Annotated in this window: 18 protein-coding genes; 7 read left to right on the top strand and 11 right to left on the bottom strand. The window is 55.3% G+C overall.

The window, feature by feature from the left end; all coding sequences use genetic code 11:
- The first annotated feature begins 170 nt into the window (after nt 1–170).
- Together AC5JPW_RS02535 and AC5JPW_RS02530 are read left to right on the top strand one after the other, a co-directional pair.
- Nucleotides 171–2,075: an ABC transporter ATP-binding protein gene (locus AC5JPW_RS02535; protein WP_494238098.1), complete on the top strand. Its 1,905-nt coding sequence runs from the start codon at nt 171–173 to the stop codon at nt 2,073–2,075.
- Nucleotides 2,076–2,093: 18 nt separating this feature from the next.
- The gene (locus tag AC5JPW_RS02530; RefSeq protein WP_494238097.1) at nt 2,094–3,026 is read left to right on the top strand and encodes a LysR family transcriptional regulator; all 933 of its coding nucleotides are present in this window, start codon (nt 2,094–2,096) and stop codon (nt 3,024–3,026) included.
- Nucleotides 3,027–3,070: 44 nt separating this feature from the next.
- Here AC5JPW_RS02530 and mdcH read toward each other — a convergent pair whose 3' ends face one another.
- The 10 genes from mdcH to prs form a co-directional block, all read right to left on the bottom strand.
- Nucleotides 3,071–3,967, bottom strand: coding sequence for a malonate decarboxylase subunit epsilon (gene mdcH / locus AC5JPW_RS02525; protein ID WP_494238096.1), 897 nt, complete (start codon nt 3,965–3,967; stop codon nt 3,071–3,073).
- Between the two features lie 11 nt (nt 3,968–3,978).
- Nucleotides 3,979–4,596: a malonate decarboxylase holo-ACP synthase gene (locus tag AC5JPW_RS02520; protein ID WP_494238095.1), complete on the bottom strand. Its 618-nt coding sequence runs from the start codon at nt 4,594–4,596 to the stop codon at nt 3,979–3,981.
- 2 nt (nt 4,597–4,598) lie between these two features.
- On the bottom strand, nt 4,599–5,558 hold the full coding sequence (locus AC5JPW_RS02515) for an AEC family transporter (RefSeq protein WP_494238094.1): 960 nt from the start codon (nt 5,556–5,558) through the stop codon (nt 4,599–4,601).
- A 122-nt stretch (nt 5,559–5,680) separates the two neighbouring features.
- Entirely contained in the window at nt 5,681–6,481 is an 801-nt protein-coding gene (mdcE, locus tag AC5JPW_RS02510) for a biotin-independent malonate decarboxylase subunit gamma (RefSeq protein ID WP_494238130.1), read from the bottom strand.
- Nucleotides 6,481–7,314, bottom strand: a complete 834-nt coding sequence (locus AC5JPW_RS02505; RefSeq protein WP_494238093.1) for a biotin-independent malonate decarboxylase subunit beta — start codon at nt 7,312–7,314, stop codon at nt 6,481–6,483. Before AC5JPW_RS02505 ends, mdcE begins: the two co-directional genes overlap by 1 nt.
- Nucleotides 7,307–7,606 carry a malonate decarboxylase acyl carrier protein gene (mdcC, locus tag AC5JPW_RS02500; RefSeq protein WP_494238092.1) on the bottom strand — a complete coding sequence of 100 codons (300 nt, stop codon included), beginning with the start codon at nt 7,604–7,606 and terminating at the stop codon, nt 7,307–7,309. Before mdcC ends, AC5JPW_RS02505 begins: the two co-directional genes overlap by 8 nt.
- 9 nt (nt 7,607–7,615) lie before the next feature.
- Nucleotides 7,616–8,473 (bottom strand): triphosphoribosyl-dephospho-CoA synthase, encoded by an 858-nt coding sequence (locus AC5JPW_RS02495; protein ID WP_494238091.1) that lies wholly within the window; start codon nt 8,471–8,473, stop codon nt 7,616–7,618.
- Nucleotides 8,473–10,128 (bottom strand): malonate decarboxylase subunit alpha, encoded by a 1,656-nt coding sequence (gene mdcA / locus AC5JPW_RS02490; protein ID WP_494238090.1) that lies wholly within the window; start codon nt 10,126–10,128, stop codon nt 8,473–8,475. The genes AC5JPW_RS02495 and mdcA overlap by 1 nt, the downstream gene beginning before the upstream one ends.
- A gap of 213 nt (nt 10,129–10,341) precedes the next feature.
- Nucleotides 10,342–11,832, bottom strand: coding sequence for a nicotinate phosphoribosyltransferase (locus tag AC5JPW_RS02485; RefSeq protein ID WP_494238089.1), 1,491 nt, complete (start codon nt 11,830–11,832; stop codon nt 10,342–10,344).
- A 13-nt stretch (nt 11,833–11,845) separates the two neighbouring features.
- Nucleotides 11,846–12,706 carry a ribose-phosphate diphosphokinase gene (prs, locus tag AC5JPW_RS02480; protein WP_494238088.1) on the bottom strand — a complete coding sequence of 287 codons (861 nt, stop codon included), beginning with the start codon at nt 12,704–12,706 and terminating at the stop codon, nt 11,846–11,848.
- A 193-nt stretch (nt 12,707–12,899) separates the two neighbouring features.
- On the opposite strand from prs, the gene AC5JPW_RS02475 reads away from it, so the two are divergent.
- From AC5JPW_RS02475 to AC5JPW_RS02460, 4 genes are all read left to right on the top strand, one after another.
- Nucleotides 12,900–13,619 carry an NUDIX hydrolase gene (locus AC5JPW_RS02475; protein WP_494238087.1) on the top strand — a complete coding sequence of 240 codons (720 nt, stop codon included), beginning with the start codon at nt 12,900–12,902 and terminating at the stop codon, nt 13,617–13,619.
- A 92-nt stretch (nt 13,620–13,711) separates the two neighbouring features.
- The gene (locus AC5JPW_RS02470) at nt 13,712–14,728 is read left to right on the top strand and encodes a hydrolase (RefSeq protein ID WP_494238086.1); all 1,017 of its coding nucleotides are present in this window, start codon (nt 13,712–13,714) and stop codon (nt 14,726–14,728) included.
- A 1-nt stretch (nt 14,729) separates the two neighbouring features.
- Nucleotides 14,730–14,948: a YheU family protein gene (locus AC5JPW_RS02465; protein WP_494238085.1), complete on the top strand. Its 219-nt coding sequence runs from the start codon at nt 14,730–14,732 to the stop codon at nt 14,946–14,948.
- Nucleotides 14,949–14,989: 41 nt separating this feature from the next.
- Nucleotides 14,990–15,859 (top strand): phosphoribulokinase, encoded by an 870-nt coding sequence (locus AC5JPW_RS02460; RefSeq protein WP_494238084.1) that lies wholly within the window; start codon nt 14,990–14,992, stop codon nt 15,857–15,859.
- Between the two features lie 69 nt (nt 15,860–15,928).
- Here AC5JPW_RS02460 and AC5JPW_RS02455 read toward each other — a convergent pair whose 3' ends face one another.
- The gene (locus AC5JPW_RS02455) at nt 15,929–16,333 is read right to left on the bottom strand and encodes an OsmC family protein (protein WP_494238083.1); all 405 of its coding nucleotides are present in this window, start codon (nt 16,331–16,333) and stop codon (nt 15,929–15,931) included.
- A 308-nt stretch (nt 16,334–16,641) separates the two neighbouring features.
- Between AC5JPW_RS02455 and crp the strand changes: the two genes are divergently transcribed.
- Nucleotides 16,642–17,274, top strand: coding sequence for a cAMP-activated global transcriptional regulator CRP (crp, locus tag AC5JPW_RS02450; protein WP_000242758.1), 633 nt, complete (start codon nt 16,642–16,644; stop codon nt 17,272–17,274).
- Nucleotides 17,275–17,295 lie beyond the last annotated feature (21 nt).

Below are 17,295 nucleotides of genomic sequence, written 5' to 3'. Positions count from 1 at the left end.
TCCCCCTCCCGCGTTTCGACCCCATCATTTCGCGGCGCTTACACTGCCGCCAGAATGATTTTGTGTAAATTCTTTGTTTTGGGCTACCATTGCGGGCCCGGTGGGGCAAATCGCCCACACCTTACATTATCATAATGACAAATTAACATAGTCTGAACATACGGCGCCTTATGATTGTTTTCTCCTCGTTACAAATTCGTCGCGGTGTACGTGTCCTGCTGGACAACGCCACAGCCACCATTAACCCAGGGCAAAAAGTCGGCCTGGTCGGCAAAAACGGCTGCGGCAAATCCACGCTGCTGGCGCTTTTGAAGAACGAGCTGAGCGCCGACGGCGGCAGTTTCACCTTCCCCAATAACTGGCAACTGGCCTGGGTGAATCAGGAAACCCCTGCCCTGCCGATGCCTGCGCTGGATTACGTCATTGATGGCGACCGTGAGTATCGCCGCCTTGAAGCCGAGTTGAACGCTGCGAATGAACGTAACGACGGGCATGCAATTGCCACCGTCCACGGCAAACTCGACGCCATTGACGCCTGGACGATTCGTTCCCGCGCCTCCAGTCTGCTGCACGGTCTGGGCTTCTCCAATGAGCAACTGGAGCGTCCGGTCAGCGACTTTTCCGGTGGCTGGCGTATGCGTCTCAACCTCGCCCAGGCGCTGGTCTGCCGTTCAGACTTACTGCTGCTCGATGAACCAACCAACCACCTCGATCTCGACGCGGTTATCTGGCTGGAGAAATGGCTGAAGAGCTATCAGGGCACACTGATCCTGATCTCCCATGACCGTGATTTCCTCGATCCGGTGGTGGACAAAATTATTCATATCGAACAGGAATCCATGTTCGAGTACACCGGCAACTACAGCTCGTTTGAACGTCAGCGTTCAACGCGTCTGGCACAACAGCAGGCGATGTTCGAAAGCCAGCAGGAGCGCGTGGCGCATCTGCAAAGCTTTATCGATCGCTTTAAAGCCAAAGCCAGTAAAGCGAAGCAGGCCCAGAGCCGTATCAAGATGCTCGAACGCATGGAGATGATTGCCCCGGCGCACGTGGATAACCCGTTCCACTTTAGTTTCCGTGCCCCGGAAAGTCTGCCTAACCCTTTGCTGAAAATGGAAAAAATCAGCGCTGGCTACGGCGAACGCGTCATTCTGGATTCCATCAAGCTCAATTTGGTTCCCGGCTCACGCATCGGTCTGCTCGGACGTAACGGCGCAGGTAAGTCAACATTGATTAAACTGCTGGCGGGTGAACTGACCCCGTTTAGTGGTGATATTGGCTTAGCTAAGGGCATCAAACTGGGCTACTTCGCCCAGCATCAGCTCGAATTTTTACGCGCCGATGAGTCGCCGTTACAACATCTGGCACGCATGGCACCGCAGGAGCTGGAGCAGAAGTTACGCGACTACCTCGGCGGGTTCGGCTTCCAGGGCGATAAAGTCACCGAGGAGACGCGTCGTTTCTCCGGTGGCGAAAAAGCCCGTCTGGTACTGGCGCTGATCGTCTGGCAGCGTCCGAACCTGCTGCTGCTCGATGAACCAACCAACCACCTCGACCTCGACATGCGTCAGGCTCTGACCGAAGCGCTGATTGAGTTTGAGGGCGCACTGGTCGTGGTCTCGCACGACCGTCACCTGCTGCGTTCCACCACCGATGACCTCTACCTTGTGCATGACGGCAAAGTTGAAGCGTTCGATGGCGACCTGGAAGATTATCAGCAGTGGCTGAGCGATGTGCAAAAGCAGGAAAACCAACCTGCGGATGCCGCTAAAGATAACGCCAACAGCGCCCAGTCGCGTAAAGACCAGAAGCGTCGCGAAGCGGAACTGCGCACCCAAACACAGCCGCTGCGTAAAGAGATAACCCGTCTCGAAAAAGAGATGGAAAAACTCAATGCGCAGCTCGCACAGGCCGAAGAGAAGTTGGGCGACAGCGGTCTGTACGATCAAAGCCGCAAAGCGGAACTGACCGAGTGTCTGCAACAGCAGGCAAAAGCCAAAGCCGGTCTGGAAGAGTGTGAGATGGCCTGGCTGGACGCGCAGGAACAACTTGAGGCAATGCTGCAAGCCGACTAACTCCAAAGGCAGGCTGAGATGAACCCGGACGTGACCAGTGACATTACCTTTCGCAAGCTCGCGATCTTTATGGCCTTTATGGAAAAAGGCAATATCGCGCGAGCCGCTGAAGCCCTCAACCTGAGCGGCGTGAGCGTGCACCGTGCACTGCACACGCTGGAAGAGAATGTTCGCTGTCCGCTGTTTACCCACAAAGGGCGCAATTTATTGCCCCTGCCTGCCGCCTGGACCCTGTTGGAATATTGCCAGGAGGCCACGCAAATCATGGAACGAGGTCTTGCGGAAGCACGCAAAATGGCGGGGATCGGGCAGGGTCGAATTCGGGTTGGAACGCTCTACTCGCTGACGCTGGAAACTGTCCCGCAGTTGATCATGGGCATGAAGCTGCGCCGTCCAGATCTGGAGATGGATCTGACTATGGGCTCTAATGACACGCTGCTGCATAAGCTCGATGAAGGTTCACTGGACGCCATCCTGATCTCCATTTCCGAAACGGAAATAGACAAATCTAACCTCGAAATGCTGCCGCTGTTCCATGATGAGATCTACCTGGCCGCTCCGGCTACGGCGTCACTCGATACCTCAAAACCTGCGGATCTGCGTGATTATCGTCAGGAGAAGTTTGTCTCGCTTGCCGAGGGTTTTGCCACCTACGCCGGGTTCCAGGAAGCATTTCACATCGCCGGGTTTGAGCCTGAAATCGTCACCCGCGTGAACGACATCTTCTCGATGCTAAGCCTGGTGCAGGCGGGGATTGGTTTTTCACTGATGCCAGGCCGTATGAAGAAGGCCTATGAAAATTCGGTGCAGTTGCTGAAGCTCGCCCAGCCGTACCAGATGCAACAGCAGATAGCGATCGTCTTTGCCCGTAACCGGGAGCGTGACCCAAATTTGTTGGCGCTGGCCGCCGAAGGCCGTATGTACGCACGCAGATTTCACACCGATAATTGAGTGCCGGATAAGACGCGCTAGCGCCGCCATCCGGCATAACAACGCTACGCGTTAAGCCGCTGCGCCAGGTGCAACGCCACATCCATACCGCTACGTTCTAACGATATTGACTCGCCAACCCAGGCCGCCTGCCGCGTCAGACAGGTCAGGATTCCACCAGGTGGCATCTCAATCGCCAGCCGGGCTTCACGTTCATTCGCCGCGATGACCGCTTCCTGCCAGCGCACAGTGCGCGCCATGTTCATCGCCAGGTCGTCGGCAATCTTTTCCGGCTGCCAGAGCACGCGACCGGTACTGCCGCTGAGATACGTACGTGTCGGACGATGGAGCGTGACGTCGGCAAACGCCTGCACCAGCTTTTGCGCCGGTTCCGCTAACAGTTCGCAGTGGGATGGCACGCTCACGTCAAGGCGGCGCACTTTGTTCGCCCCTTTCGCCATCGCCCTTTCTCCAACGGCGGCCATATCTTCATCGCGACCGGCAATCACAATTTGCGTTTCTGCGTTGAGGTTGGCAACGTAGGCCCCACTTCCTTCCAGCAACGTTTCCACCTGCGATAACGTCAGGCCCATAATTGCCGTCAGCCCGTACCCATGCGGATATGCCTGTTCCATCAGATCGCCACGCAGCGCCACCAGCTTCAGCGCATCGGCGAAATCGAGTGCACCTGCCACCACCGCTGCCGGATAGGCACCAATCGAAAGGCCACTGACAATATCCGGCGATACACCACGGCGCTCCAGTTCACGCGCCCAGGCCACACCCGCAATGAGTAACGACAACTGCACGGCGCGGGTGTGGTGCAGGGCATCCGCAGAATCCAGTGTGTCGGCTTCTGCGCCTAAAACTTCACGCGCCTGCGCCAGCTCATTACCCGGTAGGTTGTGTAACATTCCCGGGTGCTGAGTTCCTTGCCCCGGAAAAGTGAACAGAATTTTCATGTATGCCTCCCTTACGCTTCCCTGTGCCAGGGGTCGCTTACCAGCCGCGGCCCCAGTGCAGTTTTCAGCAACGTTTTCCCGTCACGCAGCCACTCTGCCAGAGCAAAACCCCCTTCTGGGGTATCCACCTGAGTGTCAGCCCGGCACAGTGCATCGCTAAGTTGCGATTGCCAGAACGCAAGATCGGCAGGCAATAACGGGCGCGGTGCGCGAATAATCAAATCAAGGTCACTGTCGGCATGGATAACCGGAATCCCGGTGGCCAGCGCATAGCCAGTACTGCCGGTAATGCCCCATGTCCAGGGCCATGACTGGCGGGAAAGCTGTACAGCCACCTGAACCGGTGGCTGAGTGATAAACGGTGATCGCAACAGGTCATTTTCAACCGCCAACTGCTCGGGTGAGACCACACGTGCGACGTTCTGCGGATTAACCCATCCTGCCGCTCGTTGGTCGCGCTTCAGACCACGCACCCCCACCGGGATGCGTCCGTTAGCATCAACATCACGCCGCACCACAACCGGTAAACCGATGTGCCATGCGCTTTCCACCCAGGCCTCGCTAATGCCTTCCAGCGCATCACGAGTGGTCAGCCAAAGAAGATCGTGTGGGCGTGGTGTTGAGGTCATGATTACATTCCTGAAGTCAGCGAGATAAACAGCGGCAGTGACAGGATACACAGTACCGAGCTCAACAGCAGCACCGCTTCCGCATCCGGCGACTGCACACCAAAGCGGTTACCAAACACCACGCCAAAGAAGCCAGCAGACAGCGCAATCATCAGGATAGCGGTAATCGCGACGGAACCGTGCAGACCGAAGACCAGCACAATACCCCAGGCAATCAAAGGCTGAATCAGCAACTTTGCAATGGTGGAAGTAATGACCATGGTGTTGATTTGCAGTTTACGCGCTGACAGGATGACACCCGTCAGGAACAGCGCCGCAGCCGTCGCTGCCAGTCCGAGCGGTTTAATTGAGGCCAGCAGCAGTTCCGGCATTTTGATGCCAATCGCCGAGAGGATCACACCCAGCAGCGGGCCCATTACAATGGGTTTTTTCAATGAACGCCACATCAGTACTGGTAGCATCGCCATCGTGGATCCGCTATTGCCACCTTCTGCACGCGCTTTTTCACGCTCCAGGATCAGCAGGCAGAACGGGGTCATCAGTACGGAGCCGCAGGCAATAGACACAGCCACGGATAGCGAGGTTGATGCGCCTTCACCCAGCACGCTGCCGAGAATCGGCAGGCCAAGCGCGGCGTAGTTCGGCAGCGCCACGGTCAGGGTCAGCACGGCGGCATCCTGTGGCGATTTTTTGAAGACTTTGGTCGCGAGGAAGTAGATAGCCGCGTAGGTTATCCACATTGCCAGCGTCAGCACCAGAATCAGCGGCGACTGAGCCACAATGCCGGTCCACGGAGTCTGCACCGTCGCACTGAACAGCGCAGCGGGTAAAGCAAAGTCCATTACGAAGATATTGAGCAGGGAAACGTTTTTATTATCAACCAGTTTGGCCTTGCCCGCCCAGAAGCCCAGCAGCATGATGATGAAAATCGGTGCGAGGGCATGAACAATCACATAAGTCATAAATCACCTGTAATAAGAAGTTTAAGCACTGTCGCGATGATTATTATTTTTCAGATGCAGTCACCCGCGCGGGCGCAGCGGGTGCGCCCACGGGGTCTTACCTCTGGCAGGTCTCTTTTTTCTTACCAGCTTGCTTTCATGCGTTCGCGCACAAGAGCAGAGCTGCGGCGGTTGTCAGCACCCAGACGATTTTTCAGCGTGGTGTCCTGACGAGCGTCATTGATGGCTTTTTGCAGCGTGGTTTTCACCAGCGCCAGATCGGTTGACGAAGGTGCATCCGGGTTGCTGATATCCAGCAGATTTTCCAGCAGCCCCAGCGTCGCATAGTTACTGATGTCGTAAGCCATTGGCGGAATAGTCGCCGCCAGTTTTTCCAGCGCCTCAACGGTACGCAGAGTAATACGCGCCGCAGACTCTTTGCCCATCGCGTGGATCAGTACGCCTTTGTCGTTGAACGCAATCAGGCGGTTGGCCTGATAACCGTGCGCCAGAAACGCACCGGACATCGCTTTACCCACAATCAGGCCAATCACCGGGTGACCGGCGAGGCGCGCATTGGCGTACGCCGCAGCGGCACCGGCCAGCGCCTGGTGAATACCGAAACCTTCTTCACGACGACCGTATGCCTGGCTTGGCACATCAATCACCGCCACAATCGGGCGTTTGACGGCGCTATTCACATCCGCAGCGATGGTTTCGCTGACCACTTTTGCCAGCGTCCAGCCTTCCAGCAGGCCCACTTCGCCTTTAGCAGCACGTGGGAAGTGGTTGTTCGCATCCGGCACAACAGCAATGAAACGTACCGCTTCACCGTTGATTTCGCCGTCTGCCGCTTGTACGGACGGGCACAATCCTGCCAGACGCTGTGCATTCGGGGCGAGCGTTTCCAGCCAGAGTTCGCCACGGCTAATTGCATTACTCATCATTTCACCTCCCGGGCAAAAAGCGCTTTAATCTGTTCGGCATCGGCCTGTTTGCGGGTGTCGAAATTCGTCAGACGTGCGAGGTAGTCATCGTAATTATCGGTGCGATGCTTCGCCGGAACGCCTTTAGCCAGCGCCTCGTTCATTGCCGCTTTCACCGCATTGACGCCATCACCCACCAGCGCTTCCACCAGCCCGCTTTGATAACGTACTTCGCCACCGGTCATGCTCCAGATAAACGGACGGTCACGGGAGTCATACTCTTCAATCCCCGCTTCCTGCTCAATAACCTGCGGGCCATTCAGACCAAGACGGGCTTCACGGGTAACGATGAGGTAACTGCACAAGGCGGCTGCGATGGACATACCACCGAAACAACCGACGGTCCCGGCCACAATACCGACCACCGGGGTGTAGCGACGCAGGTCAACAATTGCCGCATGAATATCGGCAATCGCCGCCAGACCAAGGTTGGCCTCTTGCAGACGTACACCGCCGGTTTCGAGGCTCAGTACTGCCTGGGTCGGAATACCGTTGCGGTTGTCTTCTGCTGCCAGTTCGAGTGCCGCCGCCATTTTTGCGCCGGAGACTTCGCCCATGCTGCCACCCTGGAATGCGCCTTCTATGGCGACAACCACGGCAGGCTTGCCGTTGATGGTGCCTTTCGCTACCACCATGCCGTCGTCAGCCTGCGGTACGATGCCCTGGGCACCGAGCCACGGTGACTCAATGCCGTCAAAAGGATCGAGCAACTCGCGGTAGCTCCCTTCATCCAGCAGCGCATGCGCACGCTGGCGTGCTTTTAATTCGATAAAACTGCGGTCATCACGCATAGCTCACCTCTTCAAAAACCTGTTCGATACGGATGCGTGCAACACCGGGCGTCGCGCCAAAATCGTGAATAACGAGTTTGCCTGCTGGCAGGCTGCTGACGGTCTGCAGACGGTTGAACAGCGCTTCCCAGCGACCGCGGCTGTTGTCAACGGAAGTGGTGATATCAATGGTTAAGTTCTGGCTCTGGTCGGCGGTGAAAAGCACCTCCATATCCCCTGAACCAACAACCCCTGCCAGCGCCTTGCCGTTTAAAGTACGGCTGGCGGGCACGGTTAATGTGATTTTTTCCATAACATCCTCTTAATGCTTGAAATAGGGCGTCCCGACGCGGTCGAGAAACAGTGTGGCAGCGAGTAAGTCTGCGGCACCACCGGGCGAGGCATTGAGTGCCAGCATCTGGCGATCCAGCGTCGCCAGCGCCTGAGCGCCTTCCGGTGTCGCACTGCCCCCCGTCTGTAAAACGGCACGTGCACCATGCTGCATGGCCTCCAGTCCTTCCATCCCGGCGCGTGAAAGCACGCAGGTGTCGGTGAGCGAGGTCATGATGGCCATCAGGGCATCAATCCGGGCATGCGATTCACTGCCACCGTTCATTCGGCTCAAACGCAGTTGAGGCAGCGCATACTGCAAAACATGCGGGAAGGCCTGCTGGGCTTCTTCTCTGGCGCCAGGAACGCGGTAACGATGAGTCGCACGAAGCCCTTTGCTGAAGACTTTGGGCGCAGCGGCATCCGGCAGTCTGGCCAACGTAGCAGCCATCTCTGCAACAACCGGAGCCGTCGCATCCCCGCCGAGCATCGCCACGGCGCTCACCAACAATCCCAGCGCCCAAATGGCACCACGGTGGGTGTTCACACCGCCCGTTGCAGCCATCATCTGCTGCTCGCCTTCACGGCCGAGCCGTCCGATGGTTTGTCGCAGCGCAATATCCGCAGGCCGTTGCCAGCTTTGTTGCGCCAGCGCCTGAAACGTAGGGGTCAGGCTATGAGCAGACCGTTCCATTAACGCGAGCGTTAAGTCGTGATGTGCGCCGTTCCCCCGACTGTCCACCAGACCGGGTTTCGGGCTCAATCGTGCTTCGTCAATCAGACACTGCGTGGCGGTTCGCGCCAGCCATTCGGCACCGCCTTCAACCTGAATCTGGGGCAGAAGTTTCATTACCAGCTCCGGAATTTCGCAGGTGGGTTGTACAGACCGTCAGACCATTCCACCAGGTCTGCCACGCTGCTTGCCGCCAGCAGAGAGCGGGTAGCATCGGTGCGACGAATCCCCATATCTTCCGGGTAGACTACTTTGCCGCTCTGGCGCAGTTGCGCGACCCGTTTGGCATCCACACCCAAACCGATATCGGTGATACCGGCAACCGCAGCGACCATCGCACGGCGCTCTTCCATGCTTTCAGCACGGTAGAGGTAGGCAATCCCCTCTTCGGTCAGCACGTGGGTCACGTCATCGCCATAAATCATCACCGGAGCCAGCGGCATCCCGGAGGATTTCGCCACTTCGACGGCATCCAGGGTTTCGACGAAGCTCGGTTTAGCCCCCGCCTGGAAGGTTTCGACCATCTGCACCACCAGCTTTTTACCGCGCTGCATTGGGTCAGGTTCAGTGATCATATTAAGCCAGGCCGGAGTCGCGTGACGGCGACCGTGTGGGTCATGACCCATGTTTGGCGCACCACCGAAACCGGACAGGCGACCACGGGTGACCGTGGAGGAGTTAGCCAGACCGTCGATTTGCAGCGTCGAGCCGATGAACATGTCCACGGCGTACTGCCCGGCAAGCTGACAGAAAGCACGGTTGGAACGCATGGAGCCGTCAGCACCGGTGAAGAAGATGTCCGGACGGGCGCGAATGTACTCTTCCATTCCCAACTCACCACCGAAGCAGTGCACGCTCTCCACCCAACCGCTCTCAATAGCCGGGATCAGCGTCGGATGCGGGTTCAGCGTCCAGTGTTTACAGATTTTACCTTTCAGACCGAGCTGTTCGCCGTAGGTCGGCAGCAGCAGTTCAATCGCCGCGGTGTTAAAGCCGATACCGTGGTTCAGCGACTGCACCTGGTGCTCTGCGTAAATCCCTTTGATGGCCATCATCGCCATCAGGATATGTTCCTGTTTGATCAGGCGCGGGTCGCGGGTAAATAGCGGTTCGATAAAGAACGGTTTGTCTGCCACAACCACGTAATCAATCCACGAGCCGGGGATATCCACACGCGGTAAATCACACTCGTCATCCACCAGTTCGTTGACCTGAGCGATAACAATACCGTCGCGGAATGCGGCTGCTTCCACCAGCGCCGGGGTATCTTCCGTACTCGGACCGGTGTAGAGGTTACCTTTGCGGTCAGCTTTATAACCGGCAATCAGCGCCACGTTCGGCGAGAGGTCAACATACAAGCGGGAGTAAAGTTCGATGTAGGTGTGAATGGCGCCGATTTCCAGCAAACCATCTTCTAACAGCTGGGAAATACGCAGGCTTTGTGTGCCTGAGAAGGAGAAGTCCAGCTTGCGGGCGATGCCTTTTTCAAAAATGTCGAGGTGCTCGCTGCGCCCGACGCTTGGCATGATCATATGCAGGTCATGCACTTTCTGTGGGTTGACCTCAGCCAGTGCACGAGAAAGGAAATCGGCCTGCTTTTGGTTGTTCCCTTCGAGAACCACGCGGTCACCCGGCGCGATCAGTTTTTCCAGCATGGCGACCAGGTCGTCGGTCGGCAGCACTTTGCCCTGCACCGGTACGGAGGCCAGACGGCGCTGCTTCTCGCTGCGTCGTGTATTCCATACCCGTGGTGGCGTTTGCCCAGATAACATTATTAACCTCCTGATTCAGCTAATCATTTTGATTTGCTTAACGCTGAGTAAATTCTGCTCTCTGATGAGAAAGGCATCAATTAAGCGTAGAGAAGAATCGTTAGCCTGAGAGTAATAATCAAAGTGACAATTTGTGACGGAGATCATTTTAAGAGAAGAAAAGAAGTTGCACGAAGGGGGCACGACGCGCCCCCAGAATGGAGTAGAGATTAATTACACCTGTGCAGCCAGGCGCTGGCGAATCTGTTCAAAGTGATCGGTGTTATACAATTTCCCATCAAGGAAGCGGGTTTTCAGTTCACCGCTTTTCTCTTGTTCCCAGCTTTGTTCATCGTGCAGTTGCAACTCACCCTGCGCATCCCTTTCAACCCGCAGCAGCCCACGCGCTGAGCGTTTCAGGCCATTGTCGGTTTTCGGCTCTTTGAAAATCATTCGCCCTTCACCGTTGACCGCACCCCAGGTCGCTTTCATCGCAAATCCAAAGGTGTCGCGGGTGTTGTACTGATAGGTGAAAGAACCGACGCCGAAGACCACGTTTGAACTGGCGAAACCTTTTGCTTCCAGGCGACGCAGGATCTCATCAGCACGCGCGAGAGTAATGGAATCGCCGTAAATCAGGCCAACGTGCGGATCGAGCACTTTATAGCCCTTCTCATTTACCGTGCCGCCGAAGATCTCCCACAACACTTCAACTGAACCTTTCTCCTCCGGGCTACGGTCGCTGCGGGTATCGTTGTCTGCCCTGGTGCCACACAGGATCTCAACCGGGTCACCGCTGTCAGGGCGGAATACCACACGACCTTCACGACCAAGGATTATCTGTTTCAGCTCCCGGGTGTATTCCGTAATGACGCGCCAGTAATCCCAGGTATCAGAGACGATAGAGACAAATCCCTGCGGATAGAGATCGGCAATCAGGCGGCGGAAAGTCTCGATTTCATGTTCTTTCTCGCCCATGCACATCACGCTGTGTTCAGTCGCCGGAATGCTTGCACCAATGAAATACTCTTCACCGCCAGTGTAGTGGTCGCGGGCATAGAGCAGTGAAGGGATGCTGTCAGTGCCTTTAAAACTCAACAAATGCCCGGCACCGGCCTGCATGGTGTCCTGAAGCCCCGCCATGCCACGGAAGGAGAAGTCATGGCACTGAAAATCGAGGTGCGCCATATCGCTGCAGGTTTTTGCCGCCCACTGTTCGCAGATTTTACGGTAGTGGTGTGCGATGGTGGCGTTGGTGGAAGCTTTCCACAGCTCGGCGGAGAGCACGGTTTCGAGGTAATTCACCAGCCAGAAGAATTCATCCTGGGTGTTGGTGATGGTCAGTACCGGCACTTTCATCGGCACTTTGCTGCCTTCATCGAGAGATTTAATGTGCAGCGGCAAATAGCCCAGGCGGTGCAATGCGCGGATATGGTCCACCGGCACCGCATCTTTGCCCAGATAGCTGTCCATCACGGTTTTGTACTCATCCACCACATCGTCTTCAGGACGGGCAAAAAAAGCGTCGTTGAACAAATCCACCATGAACCACTGCAAAAAACCCTGCAGACCAAAAAATACCAGCTTGCCGTCTGCCAGGGGAGACTGGAAAAAACGGTCACTGCGCGGCGTAAAGTTGGAATAGACCTGCGTCGTGCCCTGTGGATACTGCGCTCGATGGGAAACTTTATAACCGTCGATTGCCAAGATTGGATTCATTTTCATGGTGTTATCTCCCTTAAGCCTTAAAAATGGTGTCAATATCAATAAGCTCAACGCGCGGTTCACGCAGCGCTGATGACATATAAGAGGTTGTGGTGTAAATGGCGTCGATGCCATTATTCAGCAGGTTTTCCACCCCTTTGGAAAACACACCGTGGGTGACATACAGGCTCACGCTGCGCGCACCGGCATCGCGTAACACCTGCGCTGAACCAATAAAAGTCCCGCCCGCATCGCAAAGGTCGTCGACAATCAACACATCTTTGCCTGCCACGTCACCCGAGACCAGCGCAAAGCCGGTCAGGTTGCCGGTTGCCACATCACGCTCCTTGGTCAGGATGGCGTAATCTCGCGCACCGCTGGCTTTTGCCACGTTATGAATTTTCTTTAATGCCCCCGCATCGGGTGCAACCAGCATCAGTTTGCCCGCGCCTATTGCCTGACGCAGGCGTTCGCTTTGCATCAGGCAGGTCTCCTGAGCAATCACCACGCTGTTGTTGATCGCCGCTGCTGCCGCATCGCTGTGCGGATCCAGCAAGAAGACTCTGCTGAAGTTCAGCGTATTCAACTGGGTGGCAAACACTTTGAGCGCAAAACTGTCGCCGTTAACCATATGCCGGTCCTGACGCGCCCAGGGCAGCCAGGCCAGTTCAAGATGACTAACTGTAATGTCGGTAACATGACGCACGGCATCGACCAGTTGTGCTAACAACATGAAATCGTTCATATCACGCATGGCCGCAACGCGAATCCGCATGATCTGAGCAAAACGAGGCAGCTCGCCGCTCACTTTCAGCCATACTGCACCATCAGGAAAGACGCCACGTTCGATTTCAATCTGTTGATTATCCAGTGTTAGCTCGATTTTACTGGTCATGATTCACCTCACCACTCAATTAATGTCCCTAAGACACATACAATATTGTCTATAAGACACTTACTCGCAAGTATTTTTTTAACCAATGCGCAAAAACCGCATTAACCCCATGATATATAGCTAAATAAAAGTTACCTTGCCGCACTCTGGCAGACTGATAAACTTGTGGCGTGTTGAACAGGATGAGTAAACGATGATCAGCGAAGCAGAGTATCTGGATTCATATGATGCCAGCCGGTTCCCTTCACCTCTGGTGACGGTAGACAGTGTGCTGTTCACGCTGCATGACAAGGCGCTTTGCGTTTTATTGGTGGAGCGCGCGAGCCAGCCGCAGCAAGGCCGCTGGGGCTTACCGGGCGGCTTTATCGATATGGAACAGGATGAATCAACGCGCGCCACTGCGCTGCGTAAACTCACCGAGAAAACGGGCGTCTCCCCCTCCTGGCTGGAACAGCTGGATACCTTTTCCGGGGCAAAGCGTGACCCACGCGGCTGGAGCCTGACCATCGCCTGGTATGCGTTAATCTCATGGGTCGCCTGCGCGCCACATATCGCAAGCGTGAGCGACGCCAGATGGGTGCCGGTCGGCGCGATTGATGATGTCAGTCTGGCGTTCGATCACCGGGAGATAATTCAGACTGCACTGCAGCGGTTACGGCAGAAAACGATGTACTCTTTACTGCCTGTTTATTGTCTACCTGATACGTTTACCCAGACGCAATTGCAGGAGGCGACAGAGATAATCCTCGGCCAGCCTATCCAGCGAAAGAGCCTGATTCGCCGCTTCGAGGCCTCGGGCATGTTTGAAGAGACTGGCGAGAGCGTGGCAACAGGGGCGCGAAAAGCGCGCTTGTGGCGGCGTAAGCCGGATGTCGACATCCATCTCTTTTCCCGTAATTTACTGGCGGATTAGCCTGTAACACACACGTAGCCCATGAAATGAGCAAACGTAAACATTGCGTGTTGTTATAGTCGTCCCCCAACAATTTATTGATTTTCCGTACTATGGCTGAAATTACCCCCTCACGACTTTCGGAAATTGAAGAGAATACGCAGGATTTCCGCCCGATGCGCGGTGGGCGTAACCCTCATTTCCAGACCATGCTGCCGCGTGTGATTCGCCGCAAGCTGGGTTTTACACCCACCTGGCAACGCCTCGAACTGCCGGATGGTGATTTTGTCGACCTGGCGTGGAGCGAAGACCCTCATCAGGCCAAACATAAACCCCGGCTGGTGGTCTTCCACGGGCTGGAAGGCAGCCTGCATAGCCCTTATGCTCATGGCCTGATCGAAGCAGCAAAAGCCCGTGGCTGGCTGGGCGTGGTCATGCATTTTCGTGGCTGCAGTGGCGAACCTAATCGTCTTAATCGTATTTATCACTCCGGTGAGACCGAAGACGGCACCTGGTTCCTGCACTGGCTAAAACGTGAGTTTGGTGAGGCTCGCACCGCCGCCGTTGGGTACTCATTGGGCGGCAATATGCTTGCCTGCCTGCTGGCAAAAGAGGGCAACCATGTGCCTCTGGATGCCGCCGTGATTGTCTCCGCGCCTTTTGTGCTGGAAGCGTGCAGCGCGCATATCGAAAAAGGCTTTTCGCGGGTGTATCAGCACTACTTGCTGAATTTGCTCAAAGGCAACGCATCGAGAAAACTGAAAGCGTACCCCGGCACTTTGCCAATCGATCTGCTGCAGCTAAAACGGGTGCGCCGGTTGCGTGAATTCGATGATTTGATCACGGCGCGCATTCATGGCTTTGCTGACGCCATTGATTACTATCGTCAGTGCAGCGCCATGCCGTTATTAAACAAAATCACCTGCCCTACGCTCATCATCCATGCGAAAGATGATCCCTTTATGGACAGCCATGTGATCCCGGATCCGGCAACGCTGCCGCCCTGCGTGGAGTATCAGTTGACCGAACACGGTGGTCACGTCGGCTTTGTAGGTGGCACCCTGATGCGGCCAGAAATGTGGCTTGAGAAACGTATCCCTGACTGGCTGAAAACCTGGCTGGAAGACTAAGATGATTATTCCCTGGCAAGATCTGGCGCCTGAAACGCTGGATAACCTTATTGAGAGCTTTGTCTTGCGCGAAGGCACTGATTATGGTGAACATGAACGCGCGTTTGCCCAAAAAGTTGCTGATGTTAAGCGACAACTAAAAAGCGGCGAAGCCGTGCTGGTGTGGTCGGAATTACACGAAAGCGTCAACATCATGCCACGCACACAGTTTCGCGATTAACAAAGCTCAAGCGAACATCATCGCTATTTTCTGGAGTCGCTATGTCTGCTAAACATCCGGTTATCGCTGTTACAGGCTCCAGCGGTGCGGGAACCACCACCACCAGCCTCGCGTTTCGTAAAATTTTCGCCCAACTCGATCTGCATGCTGCTGAAGTTGAAGGCGACAGTTTTCACCGCTACACCCGTCCCGAAATGGACATGGCGATTCGCAAGGCGCGAGATTTAGGCCGTCACATCAGCTATTTTGGCCCTGAAGCCAATGACTTCGGACTACTGGAACAGACGTTTATCGAGTACGGCCACACGGGTAAGGGCCAGGCACGCAAATACCTGCACACCTATGACGAAGCGGTTCCCTGGAATCAGGTTCCTGGAACCTTTACACCCTGGCAGCCGCTGCCGGAGCCAACGGACGTACTGTTCTATGAGGGATTGCACGGTGGTGTGGTCACACCGCAGCATGACGTCGCACGCCATGTGGATCTGCTGGTGGGCGTGGTGCCTATCGTCAACCTGGAATGGATGCAAAAACTGGTGCGGGATACCAGCGAACGCGGCCACTCCCGTGAAGCGGTAATGGATTCCGTGGTGCGTTCAATGGACGACTACATCAACTTCATTACGCCGCAGTTTTCTCGTACCCATATTAACTTCCAGCGCGTCCCCACCGTCGACACCTCTAACCCGTTTGCGGCCAAAGTCATTCCGTCGCTGGATGAAAGCTTTGTGGTGATTCATTTCCGCAATCTGGAAGGCATTGATTATCCCTGGCTGCTAGCCATGTTACAGGGTTCGTTTATTTCTCATATGAATACGTTAGTGGTGCCGGGCGGCAAAATGGGGCTGGCGATGGAACTCATCATGACACCGCTGGTAGAACGGCTGATGGAAGGTAAGAAAATCGAGTAACATCAGTCCCCTCTCCCCGTGGGAGAGGGTCAGGTTGAGGGCATCAGACCGCACAATGCCCTCAACCCATCACGCTTCAATCACTTCATACGAGTGCGTGATATTCACCGCTTTTTCCAGCATCAGCGCAACAGAGCAATACTTCTCAGCTGAAAGGTCTACTGCACGCGACACCGCGGCATCTTTCAACGCTTTGCCTGTCACAATGAAATGCAGATTGATGTGGGTGAACAGACGTGGCGCTTCTTCACGACGCTCGGATGTCAATTTCACCTCGCAATCCGTCACGTCATGACGCCCTTTTTGCAGGATAGAAACCACATCGATAGCGCTGCATCCGCCTGCGGCCATCAGTACCATCTCCATCGGGCTCGGGGCTTTATCGCCTGAGTTACCGTCCATCAAAATCTGGTGCCCGGAAGCAGACTCACCCAGGAACGTCAAACCTTCAACCCATTTCACACGAGCATGCATTTTAATTAACTCCGGAGTAGCAATTTTCTCTACAGATTACGCGTACATAAGAAAACTCGCAACGGAAGGCGACCTGCGTCAAGCTGAAGCGAGACACCAGGAGACAGGCGATTAAAGCTATGCTAAAACAGTCTGGATGCTACAGTGATACATTGATGTACTGCATGTACGCAGAGGACATCACATCTTAGAGGCCGCAGACATGTCTGACGGTGCACTTCCCAGGTATCGGGAAGACAGATTGCAACCCCAGTCACAGGGCGCAGATCCTGAGTCTGGAGCCAGCTTATAACAGAGGATAACCGCGCATGGTGCTTGGCAAACCGCAAACAGACCCGACTCTCGAATGGTTCTTGTCTCATTGCCATATTCATAAGTACCCGTCGAAGAGCACGCTGATTCACCAGGGTGAAAAAGCGGAAACGTTGTATTACATCGTCAAAGGCTCAGTGGCTGTGCTCATCAAGGATGAAGAAGGGAAAGAGATGATCCTCTCTTACCTTAACCAGGGCGATTTTATTGGTGAACTGGGTCTGTTCGAAGAAGGTCAGGAGCGCAGTGCATGGGTACGCGCCAAGACCGCTTGTGAAGTGGCCGAAATTTCCTACAAAAAATTCCGTCAGTTGATCCAGGTAAACCCGGATATTCTGATGCGCTTGTCCTCGCAGATGGCGCGCCGCCTGCAGGTCACTTCGGAAAAAGTCGGCAACCTCGCCTTCCTCGATGTGACAGGCCGTATTGCTCAGACGTTACTGAATCTGGCGAAACAACCCGACGCAATGACCCACCCGGACGGTATGCAAATTAAAATAACCCGTCAGGAAATTGGTCAGATCGTGGGCTGTTCTCGTGAAACCGTTGGCCGCATCCTGAAGATGCTCGAAGATCAGAACCTGATCTCCGCTCACGGTAAAACGATCGTCGTGTACGGAACACGTTAATCTCCGAACGGCGCATTGCCC

The organism is Phytobacter sp. (assembly GCF_059074235.1).
Note: the sequence above shows the minus strand (reverse complement) of the source record. Positions and strands in the feature narration are given on the sequence as shown.

Coding starts and splice junctions, on each gene's coding strand:
- AC5JPW_RS02460 (WP_494238084.1), top strand. CDS start 14,990: ATGTCTGCTAAACATCCGGTTATCGCTGTTACAGGCTCCAGCGGTGCG.
- crp (WP_000242758.1), top strand. CDS start 16,642: ATGGTGCTTGGCAAACCGCAAACAGACCCGACTCTCGAATGGTTCTTG.
- mdcH (WP_494238096.1), bottom strand. CDS start 3,967: ATGAAAATTCTGTTCACTTTTCCGGGGCAAGGAACTCAGCACCCGGGA.
- mdcA (WP_494238090.1), bottom strand. CDS start 10,128: ATGTTATCTGGGCAAACGCCACCACGGGTATGGAATACACGACGCAGC.
- AC5JPW_RS02465 (WP_494238085.1), top strand. CDS start 14,730: ATGATTATTCCCTGGCAAGATCTGGCGCCTGAAACGCTGGATAACCTT.
- AC5JPW_RS02520 (WP_494238095.1), bottom strand. CDS start 4,596: ATGACCTCAACACCACGCCCACACGATCTTCTTTGGCTGACCACTCGT.
- AC5JPW_RS02495 (WP_494238091.1), bottom strand. CDS start 8,473: ATGAAACTTCTGCCCCAGATTCAGGTTGAAGGCGGTGCCGAATGGCTG.
- mdcE (WP_494238130.1), bottom strand. CDS start 6,481: ATGAGTAATGCAATTAGCCGTGGCGAACTCTGGCTGGAAACGCTCGCC.
- AC5JPW_RS02485 (WP_494238089.1), bottom strand. CDS start 11,832: ATGAAAATGAATCCAATCTTGGCAATCGACGGTTATAAAGTTTCCCAT.
- AC5JPW_RS02475 (WP_494238087.1), top strand. CDS start 12,900: ATGATCAGCGAAGCAGAGTATCTGGATTCATATGATGCCAGCCGGTTC.
- AC5JPW_RS02535 (WP_494238098.1), top strand. CDS start 171: ATGATTGTTTTCTCCTCGTTACAAATTCGTCGCGGTGTACGTGTCCTG.
- prs (WP_494238088.1), bottom strand. CDS start 12,706: ATGACCAGTAAAATCGAGCTAACACTGGATAATCAACAGATTGAAATC.
- mdcC (WP_494238092.1), bottom strand. CDS start 7,606: ATGGAAAAAATCACATTAACCGTGCCCGCCAGCCGTACTTTAAACGGC.
- AC5JPW_RS02455 (WP_494238083.1), bottom strand. CDS start 16,333: ATGCATGCTCGTGTGAAATGGGTTGAAGGTTTGACGTTCCTGGGTGAG.
- AC5JPW_RS02505 (WP_494238093.1), bottom strand. CDS start 7,314: ATGCGTGATGACCGCAGTTTTATCGAATTAAAAGCACGCCAGCGTGCG.
- AC5JPW_RS02470 (WP_494238086.1), top strand. CDS start 13,712: ATGGCTGAAATTACCCCCTCACGACTTTCGGAAATTGAAGAGAATACG.
- AC5JPW_RS02515 (WP_494238094.1), bottom strand. CDS start 5,558: ATGACTTATGTGATTGTTCATGCCCTCGCACCGATTTTCATCATCATG.
- AC5JPW_RS02530 (WP_494238097.1), top strand. CDS start 2,094: ATGAACCCGGACGTGACCAGTGACATTACCTTTCGCAAGCTCGCGATC.